Source organism: Pseudomonas mandelii, from assembly GCF_900106065.1.
Lineage (GTDB): Bacteria > Pseudomonadota > Gammaproteobacteria > Pseudomonadales > Pseudomonadaceae > Aquipseudomonas > Aquipseudomonas mandelii.
In genome coordinates this window covers 348,012-363,025 of the sequence record NZ_LT629796.1, presented here as the reverse complement: position 1 = coordinate 363,025, position 15,014 = coordinate 348,012, and the positions used below count along the sequence as shown (strand labels likewise).

17 protein-coding genes and 1 pseudogene are annotated in these 15,014 nt (G+C 59.1%); 12 read left to right on the top strand and 6 right to left on the bottom strand.

What is annotated here, in order from left to right:
- Positions 1-3 precede the first annotated feature (3 nt).
- The 5 genes from araH to BLU63_RS01550 all read left to right on the top strand — a co-directional run bounded on the left by araH (position 4) and on the right by BLU63_RS01550 (position 5,475).
- Positions 4-972 carry an L-arabinose ABC transporter permease AraH gene (gene araH / locus BLU63_RS01570; RefSeq protein WP_010461824.1) on the top strand — a complete coding sequence of 323 codons (969 nt, stop codon included), beginning with the start codon at positions 4-6 and terminating at the stop codon, positions 970-972.
- Positions 973-1,165: 193 nt separating this feature from the next.
- Positions 1,166-1,879: a GntR family transcriptional regulator gene (locus BLU63_RS01565; protein WP_042932288.1), complete on the top strand. Its 714-nt coding sequence runs from the start codon at positions 1,166-1,168 to the stop codon at positions 1,877-1,879.
- Complete coding sequence (locus tag BLU63_RS01560) at positions 1,876-2,874, top strand: ADP-ribosylglycohydrolase family protein (RefSeq protein ID WP_077747989.1); 999 nt, start codon at positions 1,876-1,878, stop codon at positions 2,872-2,874. Before BLU63_RS01565 ends, BLU63_RS01560 begins: the two co-directional genes overlap by 4 nt.
- Positions 2,875-3,086: 212 nt before the next feature.
- A complete protein-coding gene (locus BLU63_RS01555) occupies positions 3,087-4,553 on the top strand; it encodes a purine-cytosine permease family protein (protein ID WP_077747988.1) in 1,467 nt (488 codons plus the stop codon).
- On the top strand, positions 4,546-5,475 hold the full coding sequence (locus BLU63_RS01550) for a PfkB family carbohydrate kinase (protein WP_083374746.1): 930 nt from the start codon (positions 4,546-4,548) through the stop codon (positions 5,473-5,475). The genes BLU63_RS01555 and BLU63_RS01550 overlap by 8 nt, the downstream gene beginning before the upstream one ends.
- Before the next feature lie 133 nt (positions 5,476-5,608).
- On the opposite strand, the gene BLU63_RS01545 is transcribed toward BLU63_RS01550, so the two are convergent.
- The 5 genes from BLU63_RS01545 to BLU63_RS01525 form a co-directional block, all read right to left on the bottom strand.
- Positions 5,609-5,989 carry a Rho termination factor N-terminal domain-containing protein gene (locus BLU63_RS01545; RefSeq protein WP_010461813.1) on the bottom strand — a complete coding sequence of 127 codons (381 nt, stop codon included), beginning with the start codon at positions 5,987-5,989 and terminating at the stop codon, positions 5,609-5,611.
- 73 nt (positions 5,990-6,062) lie between these two features.
- The gene (locus BLU63_RS01540) at positions 6,063-6,317 is read right to left on the bottom strand and encodes a hypothetical protein (RefSeq protein ID WP_010461811.1); all 255 of its coding nucleotides are present in this window, start codon (positions 6,315-6,317) and stop codon (positions 6,063-6,065) included.
- 46 nt (positions 6,318-6,363) lie between these two features.
- Positions 6,364-6,702, bottom strand: coding sequence for a hypothetical protein (locus BLU63_RS01535; RefSeq protein WP_010461809.1), 339 nt, complete (start codon positions 6,700-6,702; stop codon positions 6,364-6,366).
- A gap of 84 nt (positions 6,703-6,786) precedes the next feature.
- The gene (locus BLU63_RS01530; protein ID WP_083374745.1) at positions 6,787-7,992 is read right to left on the bottom strand and encodes an MFS transporter; all 1,206 of its coding nucleotides are present in this window, start codon (positions 7,990-7,992) and stop codon (positions 6,787-6,789) included.
- A gap of 112 nt (positions 7,993-8,104) precedes the next feature.
- Positions 8,105-8,758: an HD domain-containing protein gene (locus BLU63_RS01525; protein WP_083374744.1), complete on the bottom strand. Its 654-nt coding sequence runs from the start codon at positions 8,756-8,758 to the stop codon at positions 8,105-8,107.
- A 212-nt stretch (positions 8,759-8,970) separates the two neighbouring features.
- Here BLU63_RS01525 and BLU63_RS01520 point away from each other — a divergent pair, with 212 nt between their 5' ends.
- From BLU63_RS01520 to BLU63_RS01505, 4 genes and pseudogenes are all read left to right on the top strand, one after another.
- Positions 8,971-9,453 carry a GNAT family N-acetyltransferase gene (locus BLU63_RS01520; RefSeq protein ID WP_010461803.1) on the top strand — a complete coding sequence of 161 codons (483 nt, stop codon included), beginning with the start codon at positions 8,971-8,973 and terminating at the stop codon, positions 9,451-9,453.
- 199 nt (positions 9,454-9,652) lie between these two features.
- Positions 9,653-10,147: pseudogene (locus tag BLU63_RS01515) on the top strand (PAAR domain-containing protein).
- Positions 10,148-10,152: 5 nt separating this feature from the next.
- Entirely contained in the window at positions 10,153-10,884 is a 732-nt protein-coding gene (locus BLU63_RS01510) for an alpha/beta hydrolase (RefSeq protein ID WP_083374743.1), read from the top strand.
- A gap of 6 nt (positions 10,885-10,890) precedes the next feature.
- Positions 10,891-11,388, top strand: coding sequence for a hypothetical protein (locus BLU63_RS01505; protein WP_083374742.1), 498 nt, complete (start codon positions 10,891-10,893; stop codon positions 11,386-11,388).
- 55 nt (positions 11,389-11,443) lie between these two features.
- On the opposite strand, the gene BLU63_RS01500 is transcribed toward BLU63_RS01505, so the two are convergent.
- The gene (locus tag BLU63_RS01500; RefSeq protein ID WP_077747981.1) at positions 11,444-11,887 is read right to left on the bottom strand and encodes a hypothetical protein; all 444 of its coding nucleotides are present in this window, start codon (positions 11,885-11,887) and stop codon (positions 11,444-11,446) included.
- A gap of 181 nt (positions 11,888-12,068) precedes the next feature.
- Between BLU63_RS01500 and BLU63_RS01495 the strand changes: the two genes are divergently transcribed.
- From BLU63_RS01495 to dgoD, 3 genes are read left to right on the top strand one after another with little or no spacing between them, the layout of a single operon-like run.
- The gene (locus tag BLU63_RS01495; RefSeq protein WP_083374741.1) at positions 12,069-13,067 is read left to right on the top strand and encodes a 2-dehydro-3-deoxygalactonokinase; all 999 of its coding nucleotides are present in this window, start codon (positions 12,069-12,071) and stop codon (positions 13,065-13,067) included.
- 13 nt (positions 13,068-13,080) lie between these two features.
- Positions 13,081-13,701, top strand: coding sequence for a 2-dehydro-3-deoxy-6-phosphogalactonate aldolase (locus tag BLU63_RS01490; protein WP_077747979.1), 621 nt, complete (start codon positions 13,081-13,083; stop codon positions 13,699-13,701).
- A 45-nt stretch (positions 13,702-13,746) separates the two neighbouring features.
- The gene (gene dgoD, locus BLU63_RS01485) at positions 13,747-14,895 is read left to right on the top strand and encodes a galactonate dehydratase (protein WP_008152275.1); all 1,149 of its coding nucleotides are present in this window, start codon (positions 13,747-13,749) and stop codon (positions 14,893-14,895) included.
- Positions 14,896-15,014: the final 119 nt, after the last annotated feature.

Here is a 15,014-nt window from a genome sequence, read left to right as displayed (position 1 = left end):
ACTATGACCATCCAAAACAACGCTCTGCCCACTGCACGCAAACCTCTGGACCTGCGGCGCTTTCTCGACGACTGGGTGATGCTGCTGGCGGCGGTCGGGATCTTCGTGCTGTGCACGCTGCTGATCGACAACTTCCTGTCGCCGCTGAACATGCGCGGCCTGGGCCTGGCGATTTCGACAACGGGCATCGCGGCCTGCACCATGCTGTATTGCCTGGCGTCCGGGCATTTCGATTTGTCGGTTGGCTCGGTGATTGCCTGTGCCGGAGTGGTCGCGGCGGTGGTGATGCGCGACACCGATAGCGTGTTTCTCGGCGTGAGTGCGGCGCTGGTGATGGGGCTGATTGTCGGGCTGATCAACGGCATCGTCATCGCCAAGCTGCGTGTCAACGCGTTGATCACCACCCTGGCGACCATGCAGATCGTTCGTGGCCTGGCTTACATTTTTGCCAATGGCAAAGCGGTCGGCGTGTCGCAGGAGTCGTTCTTCGTTTTCGGTAACGGCCAGTTGTTTGGCGTGCCGGTGCCGATCCTGATCACCATCGTGTGCTTCCTGTTTTTTGGCTGGCTGTTGAATTACACCACCTATGGGCGCAACACCATGGCCATCGGCGGCAACCAGGAAGCGGCGTTGCTGGCCGGGGTGAACGTTGACCGGACCAAGATCATCATCTTTGCCGTGCACGGTGTGATTGGTGCGTTGGCCGGGGTGATTCTGGCGTCGCGGATGACCTCCGGGCAGCCGATGATTGGCCAAGGGTTTGAATTGACGGTGATCTCGGCGTGCGTGCTGGGCGGGGTGTCGTTGAGCGGCGGGATCGGCATGATCCGGCATGTGATTGCCGGGGTGTTGATTCTGGCGATCATTGAGAATGCGATGAACCTGAAGAACATCGACACGTTCTATCAGTACGTGATTCGCGGTTCGATCTTGCTGTTGGCCGTCGTGATTGATCGTCTCAAACAACGTTAACTTCGCTTTGTGGCGAGGGAGCTTGCTCCCGCTGGGCTGCGCAGCGGCCCCAAAATCACTGTTTTGATTCAGGATTTTGCGAGTGCTGCGCACTCGAGCGGGAGCAAGCTCCCCGCCACAGTGATTACTCCTTCCGTCACCTCCCTTAAATAGTCCTTGCCCGCACCATCGCGTTTCGGTTATCACTTTGTACATGATTAGACAGGTACGATTTGACAAGAAACAACGGGTGGTCGACGAACTCATCCGGCGGATTGAAAGCGGCCTCATGGAGGACGGCTTTCTGTTGCCGGGCGAGCATCAATTGGCTCAAGAATTCAAAGTCAGCCGCGGCACGCTGCGTGAGGCCCTTGCCGAGTTGAAACGACGCAACTACATCGCGACCCAAAGCGGCGTCGGCTCCATCGTCACCTTCGACGGTGTGGTGCTCGATCAACGCAGCGGCTGGGCGCAAGCGCTCGCCGACAGCGGGGCGCTGATCAATACCGAAGTGCTGCGGCTGGAGGCCGTCACGCGGCCTGATTTGCTGCCGCGCTTCGGCACCGACCAATTCATCACCCTCGACCGGCGCCGTCGCTCCACCGATGGCAAGCTGGTGTCCCTCGAACGCTCATTGATGCCCGCCACGGGAGGCCTGGAAAGCCTGCCGCGGGTCGGCCTCATCGACAATTCCCTGACCATCACCCTGGCCGCCTACGGCTACATCGGTGAACGCGGCGATCAATGGATCGGCGCTGAGCCCTTGAACGCCGAAGACGCCGCGTTGCTCGGTCGTCCGGTCGGCACCGTCTTCCTCAAAGCCTTGCGCACCACCTACGACCGGCAAAACCGGTTCATGGAACAGGTCGAAAGCTTGCTCGACCCGGTGCATTTTCGTCTGCACCTGCAGTTTGGAGAGTCGAAATGACCGCGCTCGACCGTGCGCTCGGCGCGTTCTACGGACTGGCCCTGGGCGATGCGCTGGGCATGCCGACGCAATCCCTGAGCCGCGCCGAGATCTCGGCGCGCTTCGGTGCGATCACTGATCTGCAAGACGCCGGTCCTGATCAGCCGATTGCCGCCAACATGCCCAAGGGCTCGATCACCGACGACACCGAACAGGCGATTCTGGTCGGTCAATTGTTGGTGGCCGGTGAGGGCCGGATCGAACCGGCCGTGCTTGCTCAGCGGCTGATCGAATGGGAGGCTGGAATGCAGGCCAAGGGTTCGCAAGACTTACTCGGCCCTTCGACCAAGCGCGCAATCGAAATGATCCTCGCCGGCCACTCGCCGGAAGAAGCGGGGCGCTACGGCACCACCAACGGCGCGGCGATGCGCATCACGCCGGTCGGTATCGCCACGGATGTCGCCCAGCCTGAACGTTTTATAAGCGCCGTCGTGCAGGCCTGCCAGGTCACCCACAACACCACGCTGGGAATTTCCAGTGCGGCGGCGGTGGCGGCAGTGGTTTCGGCCGGCATCAACGGCATGGACCTGGGCGAGGCGTTGAACCTCGGTCAGCAGATCGCCCAACAAGCCGAAAGTCATGGCCACTGGGTGGCGGGCGGACGGATTGCCTCGCGCATCAGCTGGGCGCGGACCATCAGCGTCGACAGTGACAAAGCGTTGCTGGCGGATTTGCTGTACGACGTGATCGGCACGTCGGTGGCTTCGCAGGAATCGGTCGTGGTCTCGTTTGCCCTGGCGCAACAAGTGGCCGTTGGTGAAATGAACGCCTTCGAAGCGCTGTGCATGGCCGCGAGCCTGGGCGGTGACACCGATACCATCGCGGCGATACTGGGCGCGATGCTCGGGGCCTGCCTGGGGCTTGGGAGTTGGCCGGTGGCGATGATCGAACAGGTCAAAGCCGTTAATGATCTGGAGCTGGAACCTTTGGTAAAAGGGCTTCTGGCCTTGCGCTGACTGACCTGGCCTCTTCGCGAGCAGGCTCGCTCCCACAGGTACCGTGCGGCTTGCATTGTCGCTGTAGGAGCGAGCCTGCTCGCGATGGGCGCACCGCCTATTCGAATTGATAACCCCGCAATGGAAAGCACGAATACGGCCAGGATCGCCGGGATGTAGTTTCGTCTTCCGTCATTGCCCACAACCACAACAAAGGCAACAGGAGCATTTTCATGAGTTCATCGAACGCCGGGCAAAGCGCCGGGCAACTGGAAACCCGCGGCATCGAACCGGTGCCGGAAGCGGAGTGCAACGGTCACCCGCTGCAACTGTTCTGGGTCTGGTTCGCGGCTAACATTTCCATTCTCGGCCTGCCGCTGGGTGCCACGCTTGTTGCGTTTCGCGGGTTGGCGATCTGGCAGGCGATCATCGTTGCGATCCTCGGCGCCGCCGGTTCTTTCGCGGTGGTCGGGATCATCTCCATCGCCGGTCGTCGTGGTCGTGCACCGAGCCTGACGCTGTCGCGCGCCATCTTCGGGGTGCGCGGCAACATCGGCCCGACCCTGGTTTCGCTGATGTCGCGGCTGGGCTGGGAAACCGTCAACACCACCACCGCCGCCTTCGTGCTGCTGTCGCTGTGCTCGATCCTGTTCGGTTCGCCGGTGGAGGCCAAAAGCGCACCGGTGTTGACCCTGGTCTTCATCGCGATTTTCGTGCTGCTGACTTTGTCGGTGTCCGGCCTTGGTCACGCTACTTTGCTGGTGATCCAGAAGTGGGCGACTTATGTGTTCGGTGCGCTGAACATTCTGGTCGGCGGCTTCCTCTGCGCCACCATCGACTGGAGCGCGGTGTTCAACGCTACGCCTGCGCCTTTGAGCGCGATGATCATCGGCATCGGCACCATGGCCGCCGGCACCGGGATCGGCTGGGCCAACGCCGGTGCCGACATGTCGCGCTATCAGCATCGCAGCGTCAAAGCCGTGCGCCTGGTCGCGTCGGCGGCCTTTGGTGCGGGGATTCCGCTGGTGCTGCTGATCACCCTCGGCGGCCTGCTGTCGGTGGGCAACAACGACCTGGCCTCGGCCACCGACCCGATCATCGCGATCCGCGACATGCTGCCGACCTGGATGGCCGTGCCGTACCTGATCACCGCGTTCGGCGGGCTGCTGCTGTCGAACAACCTGTCGGTGTATTCCGCCGGATTGACCACGCTGACCCTCGGCCTCAAGGTCAAGCGCGTCTACGCCGTGGTGGTCGACATCGTCGCGATCTTCGCCGGTTCGATCTACTTCATGCTGATCGCCGACAGTTTCTACGGCCCGTTCATTACCTTCATTTCGCTGCTGGCGGTGCCTATCACGGCGTGGGTCGGGATCTTCGTCGTTGACCTGATACATCGTCATTACTACAGCCCCAAAGACTTGCTGGACGTCAGCCCGAGCAGTGCCTACTGGTACAACGGCGGTATCGAATGGCGCGCGTTTGGCGCGTGGGCGCTGGCGATCGTGCTGGGCTTCAGCTTCACCACCATTGGCACCACCGAACAAAACGTCTGGTTCCGCGGTTTTCTTTCGGATTCGTGGCTGGGCCATAACGGCCTGGGCTGGATCGTGACGTTCCTGGTGGCCGGCGGGATTTATTTTGTACTCGGTGGGGCCAGGGATCGTCGTGCCGCAATGACCGAGAACGCTCATGCCTAGATTGCTGCACACCGGCCAGGTCATCATCGACCTGGTCATGGCCGTGGACAAACTGCCGCAACCGGGCGGCGATGTGCTGGCGCAATCCGCCAGTTTCGAAGCCGGCGGAGGGTTTAACGTGATGGCCGCCGCCGCGCGTAACGGGCTGCCGGTGGTCTACCTCGGTCGTCATGGCACCGGTCGTTTCGGCGACCTGGCCCGTGAGGCGATGAAGGTTGAAGGCATTCGGATCGGCATCGCACACAAGGCCGAACGGGATACGGGGTTGTGCGTTGCGGTGACCGATGCCTCGGCTGAGCGCAGTTTCATTTCCTACATCGGCGCCGAGGGCGAATTGACCACCGAGGACCTGGCGAGCGTGCCGGCCGAGGCGGGTGACTACGTGTATGTCAGTGGCTACAGCCTGTTGCATGTCGGCAAGGCCCAGGCGCTGCTGGATTGGGTGCTGGGTTTGCCGAAAGTGATCAACGTGGTGTTCGATCCCGGCCCGTTGGTGGACTCGCCGGACGCGCCATTGATGCAGGCGTTGTTGCCGCGCATTGATCTGTGGACAAGCAACAGTGTCGAGGCGCTGCGGTTTACCGGGGCGGCGGACATTGCCGAGGCGCTGGACAGGCTCACCGATCACCTGCCGGCCGAGGTGTTGATGGTGGTGCGCGATGGGCCGCAAGGGTGCTGGATCAGTCAGCGCGGCGAGCGAGAGCATCTGCCCGGTTTCAAGGTTGAAGCGGTAGACAGCAATGGTGCTGGCGATGCCCATGCCGGGGTGTTTCTGGCCGGGTTGGCGCGAGGGTTGTCGGCGAGTGAAGCGGCGCGGCGGGCGAATGCGGCAGCGGCGCTGGCAGTCACTCGGTGGGGGCCGGCGACTTCGCCTGGGACTGCTGAGGTGGATGCGTTAATCAGGAAGACTTTCGGCGCCTGACATAACGCTTTCGCGGGCAAGCCTCGCTCCTACAGGGATTTGGTCATACGCGGATTTTCGCTACAACCCTAACCTGTAGAAGCGAGGCTTGCCCGCGAAGGGGCCACTACATTCAATAAAAAAAATCAGGCTTCTACCCAGCCTTGCGCAACGCCTCAATCAACTCTTGTTTACGCATGCTCGAGCGCCCCGGAATCTTCTTCGAAGTCGCTTCCTTCCTCAAACTGTCAACCGTCTGCGTCTCTCGCGAAGCCTTGCTGTCACGCGAATGACCTTCGCGACTGGCCACCGCACGCCGTGACGATTCCTTGCGATCTTCTGATTTGGCACTCGCCGGTTTCTTGCGCCCGGAGCCCCCCTTGCGTTCGCCGCCACCGGACTGCTTGTTCACCGTTGCCCAGGCGCGCGCCTGCGCTTCATCTTTCGAGACACCTTTGTGCTCGTAGCCTTCTTCAATGTGCTCGGCCTTGCGCTTTTGCTCGGCGGTATATTTGTCTTTGCTTCCACGAGGCATGGGATTTCTCCTGCTACTTGTAGAGTCGCTCAAACGGTCGCAGCCGCGCACGACTGCGACCTGATCCATCTTGTTAAACGTCCAGCTTGCGCGCCGCCTCAACCCCAGCCGCGCTGAGTTTGATCGGCAGTTGCAGCGAGTGTTCGCCGGCCTCGTTGCAGGTCACATGCCCGTGCTGAATCAGCCCGCGATCCTGCAGCGTGGCGAGGGTGCTGGCCACGATTTTCTCCCCCCGGTAATTGTCCAGGACCTCCTTGCCCAAGCCATTTGGATGGGCGTGCAGCAGACGGGTCAGGACTTCTTTCTCAAGGTTGTTATCGACGTTCATGGTTACCTCTTCATGGATGTGGATAGGTGAAACTCGCGTGGGCGAACTATTGGCTGGCGCCGCCTTCGGAACCCGAGCCACCGGTGGTGGTTTTCGAGCCCATGCCGGCGCCGGCGTTATCCGGTGTCTGGGTGTCCGGCATGTTCATGCCACCTTGGCGGCCCGTATCGTTGCCCTGAATCCGTGGGTCGGTGCCCGTTGACGGAGGCTGGCTGCTGTCTACGCCCGTGCCGTTGGTGTTCATGCCGGGTGAGCCTTGGGTGGTCGGATTTTTCTGACCTTCAACCGGGTTGGTCGGGCCGGTACCCGTGGCGGTGGTCGCCGCGAAAGCGGCAGAGGACAACAGCGTGGCGAGAGCGAGGGCGGTCAAGCGGGACATGATCATGGTGTCGTCTCCATTTAATTAGAGTCCTTACCTGATGTTGGTCCGCCCCCGATTTGGATTGGTGCCTGATGAACGACGAACGGTTCAGGCCTGTTGCAACGATTTGCTGCTGTCGACCCGACGCCAGATCAAGCGGCCCAAGGTGATCAGCCAGTTCAACAGCCCTATGGCGAGAACTGTGAGTAGAAGTGTCGTCATTCCGTGTTCGACGATGATCTTCCCGGCGAGCAATGGAAAGCCGAATACACCGATGAAGTACGACAGGCTGAACAGCAACAACGATTGCGAAGTGGTGCCGTGGGGCGTTTCGTTCGCCGCCAGGCCATTGATCACCGAGTACGTCAGCCCGTAGCCGACCCCGAGCATCATCGCTGCCAGCACGTAGCTGAGCTCGCTATCGACCACGAAGCTGAACAGCACAATCGAACCCGCCATCACGCCTGACAGCAGGCACGAAGCGCGCAATGCATCGCGCTTGACCACGATCCCGGCGATCAACATCCGGCTGCTGATTGCCGCGCCCATGAAGCCGAAAAAGAACAACGAGTAATCCAGCGAGCGAGACGCTGCGTAACTGGTTTGAAAGCTCGACAGGCCGCCGAATACGCACCCGCCGAGGCCGACCATGATGATCGGAAACACTGCCTTCGACGACAGCACCTGAGTCGTCGCGCGCCAGGAAATGCGGGCGACAGTGGCGGTAGGCGAGGGCGTTTTTTTCAGTTGCGAATGCAGCCGCCAGAACAGCAACACACCCATCAGGCTGGCCAACGCGGCAAGGTAAAAGGCGGCGGTGACGGGATAACCGAACGCACTGGCCGCGCGGCCCAACAGCGGCCCGCTGCCGATCCCGGTCATCATGCTGCCCGACAGCAGCGCAAAATATTTCGCGCGTTGCGCGGGCGTCACCAGGCTCGCCACGATCATCGGCCCCAAGGTGTAAAACACCCCCCAGCCCAGCCCCAGCAGCAGTCCGAAAAACAGCAACAGATTGCCGAACCCCGGCGTCAGCGCGAAGCCCAGGCTGGCCGCCACCAACAACACGCCGAACAGCGCAATCGAACGCGCCGCGCCGAGCAGGTCAGACAGGTGCCCGGAGACAACTACCGCCGCAAATGTGCTGAGCATCGCCGCCGAAATCACACTGCCGGCATCATGTTCGTTGCCGCCCCGTGAACCGATCAACAGTGACAACAGGAAGGTCGAGCCGTAGGACAGCGACAGCAAATAACTGGCGAGGCAAAACAGGCCGAACACTCTGCTTGAGACGTGGGGCGTAGCGGTAGACATGACGCGGTTCCTTGACCCGATAAAAACGCTGACCCTCTATCTACCATGTACCTCGACATTGTTAGGTCTGGGGTTATCGATGCCAGGGTTAGCGCAGGCCGGAGTAATGCGCTCAGGTGATGCCGATTTCTTCCTTGAACAGCACCATAAAACCCTTCAGGCGCTCATGCCTGACGCGCGCCAGCCGCTGGCCGGTGATCGTCTGGAAACCGTCCGCCAGGTGCAGCAACTTGGTCTGAAAGTGATCGAGGCAAAAGCGTTTGTCATCGTAGTCCCGCGCTGTCGCTTCCGGGTCTTGCGGGTCGTAAAGGGCGCTGCCCATGCGTCCGGCGATATAGAACGTGCGCGCTACGCCGAGCATGCCGAGGGAGTCGAGGCGGTCGGCGTCCTGCAGGACTTTGGCTTCGAGCGAGGTCGGGGTGATGTTGGCGGAAAAGCTGTGGGCTTCGATGGCGTGGGCGACTGCGCTGATTTTTGCACTTGGCCAAGCCATGTCGCTTAGCACGGCAGATGCTTTTTCAGCAGCCAGGCGTGAGGCCTGTGAGCGCAACGGCGAATTCTTTTCCACCGCCACGCAATCATGCAAAAGCACCGCCGCCAGCAGCACTCCGAGATCGCCGCCTTCTTCAGCATGAAGCGTTCGCACGTTGTGCCACACCCGTTGCAGATGGGACCCATCGTGGGCGCCATCTTCCGAGGGTTCCAGTGCGTGGGGTAGCAGTTGCGCTGCGAGAAGTTGCAGCGGCGCGAAAGCATCAGTGGCCATGACTTTCCTTTGAAGTGAACGCGCTTTTGTGGCGAGGGCGCTTGCTCCCGCCGGGTTGCGAAGCAACCCCATCCCGGGAGCAAAGGTATTTCAGTTAATACCGAGTTGCCAGCCTTTACGACTGCTTCGCACTCGGACGGGAGCAAGCTCCCTCGCCACAAACCACGCGCCGACTTAGTATGGCGTTTTCAACTTTCGACAAAGGCACGTCCATGACGATCGAGATCCGCCCGGCAACCCCCAGCGATGCACCGCAAATCCTCGGGTTCATCACTGAACTGGCCGACTACGAACGTGCCCGTCACGAAGTCATCGCCAGCGTTGCCGACATCGAACGCAGCCTGTTCAGCGAAGGCGCCACCGCCCACGGCCTGATCTGCCTGCGCGACGGCTTGCCGATCGGCTTCGCGGTGTTCTTCTTCAGCTATTCCACCTGGCTCGGCAGTAATTGCCTGTACCTCGAAGACCTCTACATCACCCCCCAGCAACGCGGTGGCGGCGCCGGTAAAACCTTGCTGCGCCACCTCGCCAAAATCGCCTGCGCCAATGACTGCGGGCGCTTCGAATGGAGCGTCCTGGACTGGAACAAACCGGCGATCGAATTTTATAAGTCGTTGGGCGCGCAGCCGCAGGAAGAGTGGGTCCGGTATCGGATGGATGGGAAGGTATTGCGGGAGTTTGCTGAGGGGAGTTGATCCTACCCGTCTAGTCCGTCATCCTCTGCGCCTTTGCGCGCTCACGGATGACACCTGCAATGTCTATGACGTCTTCATCACTCGACACTCGTCATGTTCGCCATCGACTGTCCGGTTGGTTGAACGATGGTGGTGCATTTCCTTTGCGCCCTGATGGTTGCCACCATCGCTATAAAACTCAAAAGCAAGGAGCTTTAACTTGAGTGGAAAACCTGCTGCGCGCGTTACAGACCCTACTTCGTGCCCGTTACCCGGACATGGCACCAATCCGATTGTTTCTGGATCACCAGATGTTTTCTTCGATGGTCTGGCAGCTGCTCGCATGACGGACAAATCTGCCTGTGGCAGCCCGATTACCGGCGCTGTTTCGGGGACGGTATTCATCAATGGTCTCAACGCCGCAACCCTCGATAGCACGGGCGGGCACGGCAACGTAGTTATCGGCGGTTCCGGGACCGTTATCATCGGGTAAAGCGGAGGCGGAGCAGCTTTTAGTGGGTTGCTTCCGATGCCGGTGCATTTTACCGACAGATTACAAGTGGTGAATGACGCGACCGGTGGGCCGATTCCTTATCACCCCTATACCATTCAACGTGGTGACGGCAGCGAAGAGCATGGCGTGACGGATGCGTCCGGGTTTACTCACACAGTCAGTTCCCATTTGGCCGAGACCATTAAATTGTTTGTGGAGTGATTGGCATGGCGGGTGAAACTGCGGCGGTGAAACAAGCGTTACCTAAAAGAGAAGTAAAAATACATACATTGACCTGTAAGACTGATCAGGCTGTTAAGCAGGTGCTTGTCACCTTGCGAGACTTGGTTATATTTTTTATTGGTGGTGCGGGCGATCAGGAAAGTTACTACGGCACAGGGCCTAATAATAATATTGATTATGTGCGTCGAATTGCTGTTGGCGACGCAAAACAACTAGAGATTTTGAAGCGCTGTCCTTCATGGGTGCTCAGTTATAATGCTTTTATTAGTGATGATGATCTTGAGCGCAATGTGTTGAGTAGAATACCTAATTGCTCCTCCGCGATTTACATCGTTGGTCACAGTCTCGGCGGCTGGAATGGTGCCCACCTTTCCAGTGTACTGACAGACAAAGGCTTCAAAGTAAAAATGCTGATTACACTGGACCCCGTGGGTGAAGGGAAAATTGTTTACGGCATCTCAAGTATCTATAGACGAGAGCCGATCCCCAAGGCTGACTATTGGGTGAATATTCGGGCAGCAGCGGTAGACTGGAATGCGTCGGATCTGGTCGCGGACTTTGGTGAACAGTGGGAAGTAACACAAGGACCCAATGTGATGGGGCGGGTGGATGTTAACCATGCTGATGCAGACAGAATGTTTGTGCAGACATTGCCAGGAGGCAAGTCTGCCCGCCAAATATTCAATGAATCGATTTTGAACTACTTCAGGGAGTGATTCTGGATGCATAAGTTTTTTTTGTTTTTAGCAATCTTGATGAGTGCATCGTGTTCTCTCAATCACGGAAGACCTGTCGCAACACTTGAGTATTCCAGTGTAAACGAACTTCGTAATACTGGAATTTACCAGGTTTTTTTCAATTCCGATGTGGAACTTATTGGGTTGTTTAAGTCGCGAATAGGTGAGGGGTTAGTCTGTTCTTTAGAGGATGATCTTGATTTTAGCGAAGCGCACCATATAAAGCGTTCCGGTTTTGGTTTGGTGGAAAAAGTGAGTGAGTCTGCACCATTGCTCTATCGAGCGAATGTCATTTTTAGTGAGTCGGAAAGCGGAAAAGGAGGAGAGAATTATTTGGAAGGGGAGGCCCTTATTCCGCTATTGAAGAAGCGTGATTTTATTTCGTGTGTTTATCGAGTTCATACTACTACATACAATACGTACTTCTCCCAAGTCATGCACGTGCCGACCGCAGAGCTGTTGAAGGCTATTGCTCACCAGTAAAACGAATCCATGCGATTCGAGGATGTTTTGCCGCGATAAACAGCCTCTCAATAACTCAGTCACTGGCTTCCCAATTACTCTTGATCAATCCGTCGAGGACTTGTCGAACAGTAATCTTGAAAGCCCCGGCCTTCCTCTCATCAAAGGCCGTTCGCCATGCCATATAACCCTGACTGAAATCCGTAATCTCTGCAGTTTCCCCCACCCGGTGGGTGATGCTGCGTTCCAAGGCTTTTGCCTGGAAGGGTAGGTGTGGCATTTCATTGAACTCGCTACCTGTCACCGGATTGATCATCTGAAAGCCATCGACCCTGATGTGAATAACCTTGCCCAATTTTGGATAATTTTCGATTTTCAGGATCGTCAGTGTCGATCCATCCTCGCCCGGCCGGTTTTTGTAGGCCCAGATATCGCCCACCTTCAATTCTTTCGATGCGCTGAATGCTGCGGTGGACCAGAGAGCACTGCAGAACAGCAGCGCCTTTAAAGCAATCTTCATTTTTCTTCCTTGAGGGCTGGGTGCCGTTCCGATGGCCGGGCATTTTAAGGCGTTGGCGAAGAAAATCCTGTCACACTTGTAAATCCCATAATATGGGAGTGATATTTATATATTGAGATTTTTCCGCGTCAGGGTTTATAGTCCAGCTCACTCACTGCCAATAAACAAAACAGGTGAAGCGATGCTGGCGCAATTGATCGCGCTCGATTGGGGGACGACCTCATTACGTGCTTACAAACTCGCCGCGGGTGGCCAGGTGCTGGAACAGCGTTCGCTGTCGTCCGGGATCATGCAGCTGCCCCGGACACCGCGAATCATCAACGGTCAGGAATGCGCCGACGGTTTTGAACTGGCCTTCGACGAGGCGTGCGGTGACTGGCTCGACGCGCAGCCGGATTTGCCGGTGATTGCCTGTGGCATGGTCGGCAGCGCCCAGGGCTGGCGCGAAGCGGCCTACTGCGATACACCGGCGAACGTCGCCAATCTTGGAACTTCCCTACAAACCCTTCGCAGTCTTCGCGGTGTTGATGTGCACATCGTGCCGGGCGTGATTCAGCGTTCGCGCTTGCCGAACGTGATGCGCGGCGAAGAAACCCAAGTGCTGGGTGTCCTGCAGAATCTGCCGCTCGAGCAGGGCGCTGACCTGTTGATCGGCCTGCCAGGCAGTCATTCGAAATGGGTGGAAGTGGCCGACGGCTGCATCGTGCATTTCGACACCTTCATGACCGGCGAGATTTTCGCCGTGCTCAGTGAACACAGCATTCTCGGGCGTACCCAGCAAAAGGGCGCGTCGTTTGATGGCCAGGCGTTTGATCGCGGTGTGCAAGTGGCGCTGTCGGCGGAGGGCGAGATCGGTCCGTTGTCGACGCTGTTCAGCGCCCGCAGCCTCGGGCTGACCGGTGAGCTCTGCGCCACTGCCCAACCGGATTACTTGTCCGGCCTGCTGATCGGCCACGAACTGTCGGCGCTGGCCAACGTTCAGCGACGCCGACGCAACAGCGTTCACCTGCCTTCAATCATCCTCATTGGCAACTCCCAACTGTGTGCCCGCTACAGCCGGGCCCTCGACGCCTGTGGTTTTACCCGCGTGACCCTGGCCGAACAAGCCACCGAACGCGGGTTGTGGCAATTGGCGGTCGCCGCCGGACTGATCGCCGCACACCCATCCCGTTCAACCTGACTGGAGGTCTGACATGCTCAAGCAAGCACTGGCGCAAAACGGTCTGATCGCGATCCTGCGCGGCCTGCGCCCGCAAGAAGCGGCCGCCATTGGCGAAGTCCTTTATGCCGCCGGATTTCGCGTCATCGAAGTGCCGCTCAATTCCCCTGAGCCCTACGACAGTATCCGCATCCTGCGCAGTACTTTGCCCGCCGATTGCCTGATCGGCGCGGGTACGGTGCTGACACCGGAACAGGTCGAGCAAGTGAAAGCGGCGGGCGGTCAGGTGATCGTCATGCCGCACAGTGATGCCAAAGTGTTGCGGGCAGCAAAAGCGGCAGGGTTGTACCTGTCGCCGGGCGTTGCTACGCCGACCGAAGCCTTCGCCGCATTGGCCGAAGGGGCGGACGTGCTGAAGATGTTCCCGGCCGAGCAGATGGGGCCGGCAGTCGTCAAAGCCTGGCTCGCGGTGCTGCCGGCCGGAACCATTCTGGCGCCGGTTGGCGGGATCACGCCGGACAACATGCAGGTGTTTATCGACGCCGGTGTGAAAGGTTTCGGATTGGGTTCCGGGTTGTTCAAACCGGGCATGACGCCTGAGGACGTGGCGGTAAACGCCAAGGCCTATGTCGCTGCATGGAACGCTCTGCGTTAAGACTTTCTGGCGCCGAGCGCGCTACATCTATAAGAGAGACAACAGATGAAAATCACCAAACTCACCACCTTCATCGTTCCGCCGCGCTGGTGCTTCCTCAAGGTCGAAACCGACGAAGGCGTGACCGGCTGGGGCGAGCCCGTGGTCGAAGGCCGCGCACATACCGTCGCCGCTGCCGTTGAAGAATTGTCCGACTACCTGATCGGCAAAGACCCACGCAACATCGAAGACATCTGGACCGTGCTCTACCGCGGCGGCTTCTACCGCGGCGGCGCGATTCACATGAGCGCCCTGGCCGGTATCGATCAGGCGTTGTGGGATATCAAGGGCAAGGCCTTGGGGGTGTCGGTCAGCGATTTGCTGGGCGGTCAGGTGCGGGACAAGATTCGCGTGTATTCGTGGATCGGTGGCGACCGTCCGGCGGACACCGCTCGCGCGGCGAAAGAAGCGGTCGAGCGTGGTTTCACGGCGGTGAAAATGAACGGCACCGAGGAGCTGCAATTCCTCGACTCCTTCGAGAAAGTCGACCTCGCCCTGGCCAACGTTGCCGCCGTGCGTGACGCGGTGGGCCCGAACGTCGGCATCGGTGTGGACTTCCATGGCCGGGTGCACAAGCCCATGGCCAAGGTGCTGATGAAGGAACTCGACCCGTACAAACTGATGTTCATCGAAGAGCCGGTGCTCAGCGAAAACTACGAAGCGCTGAAGGAACTGGCGCCGCTGACCAGCACCCCGATTGCCCTCGGCGAGCGCTTGTTTTCGCGCTGGGATTTCAAGCGTGTGCTCAGCGAAGGTTACGTCGACATCATCCAGCCGGATGCGTCCCACGCCGGTGGCATCACCGAAACCCGCAAGATCGCCAACATGGCCGAGGCCTACGACGTGGCGCTGGCGCTGCATTGCCCGTTGGGTCCGATTGCCCTGGCGGCGTGCCTGCAACTGGATGCGGTTTGCTACAACGCGTTCATCCAGGAGCAGAGCCTGGGCATCCATTACAACGAGAGCAATGACCTGCTCGATTACGTGAAAGATCCGCGAGTGTTCGATTACGACAAAGGCTTCGTGAAGATCCCGAACGGCCCGGGCCTGGGCATTGAGATCAACGAGGAATACGTGATCGAACGCGCCGCTGTCGGCCACCGCTGGCGCAACCCGATCTGGCGCCATGCCGATGGCAGTTTTGCTGAGTGGTGAGTTCCTCCTGACTCCACCATGGTGATCGTTCCCACGCTCTGCGTGGGAATGCCTCACCGGGCGCTCTGCGTCCCTGGCTGTATTCCCACGCGAGCGTGGGAACGATCACGACCTCAATA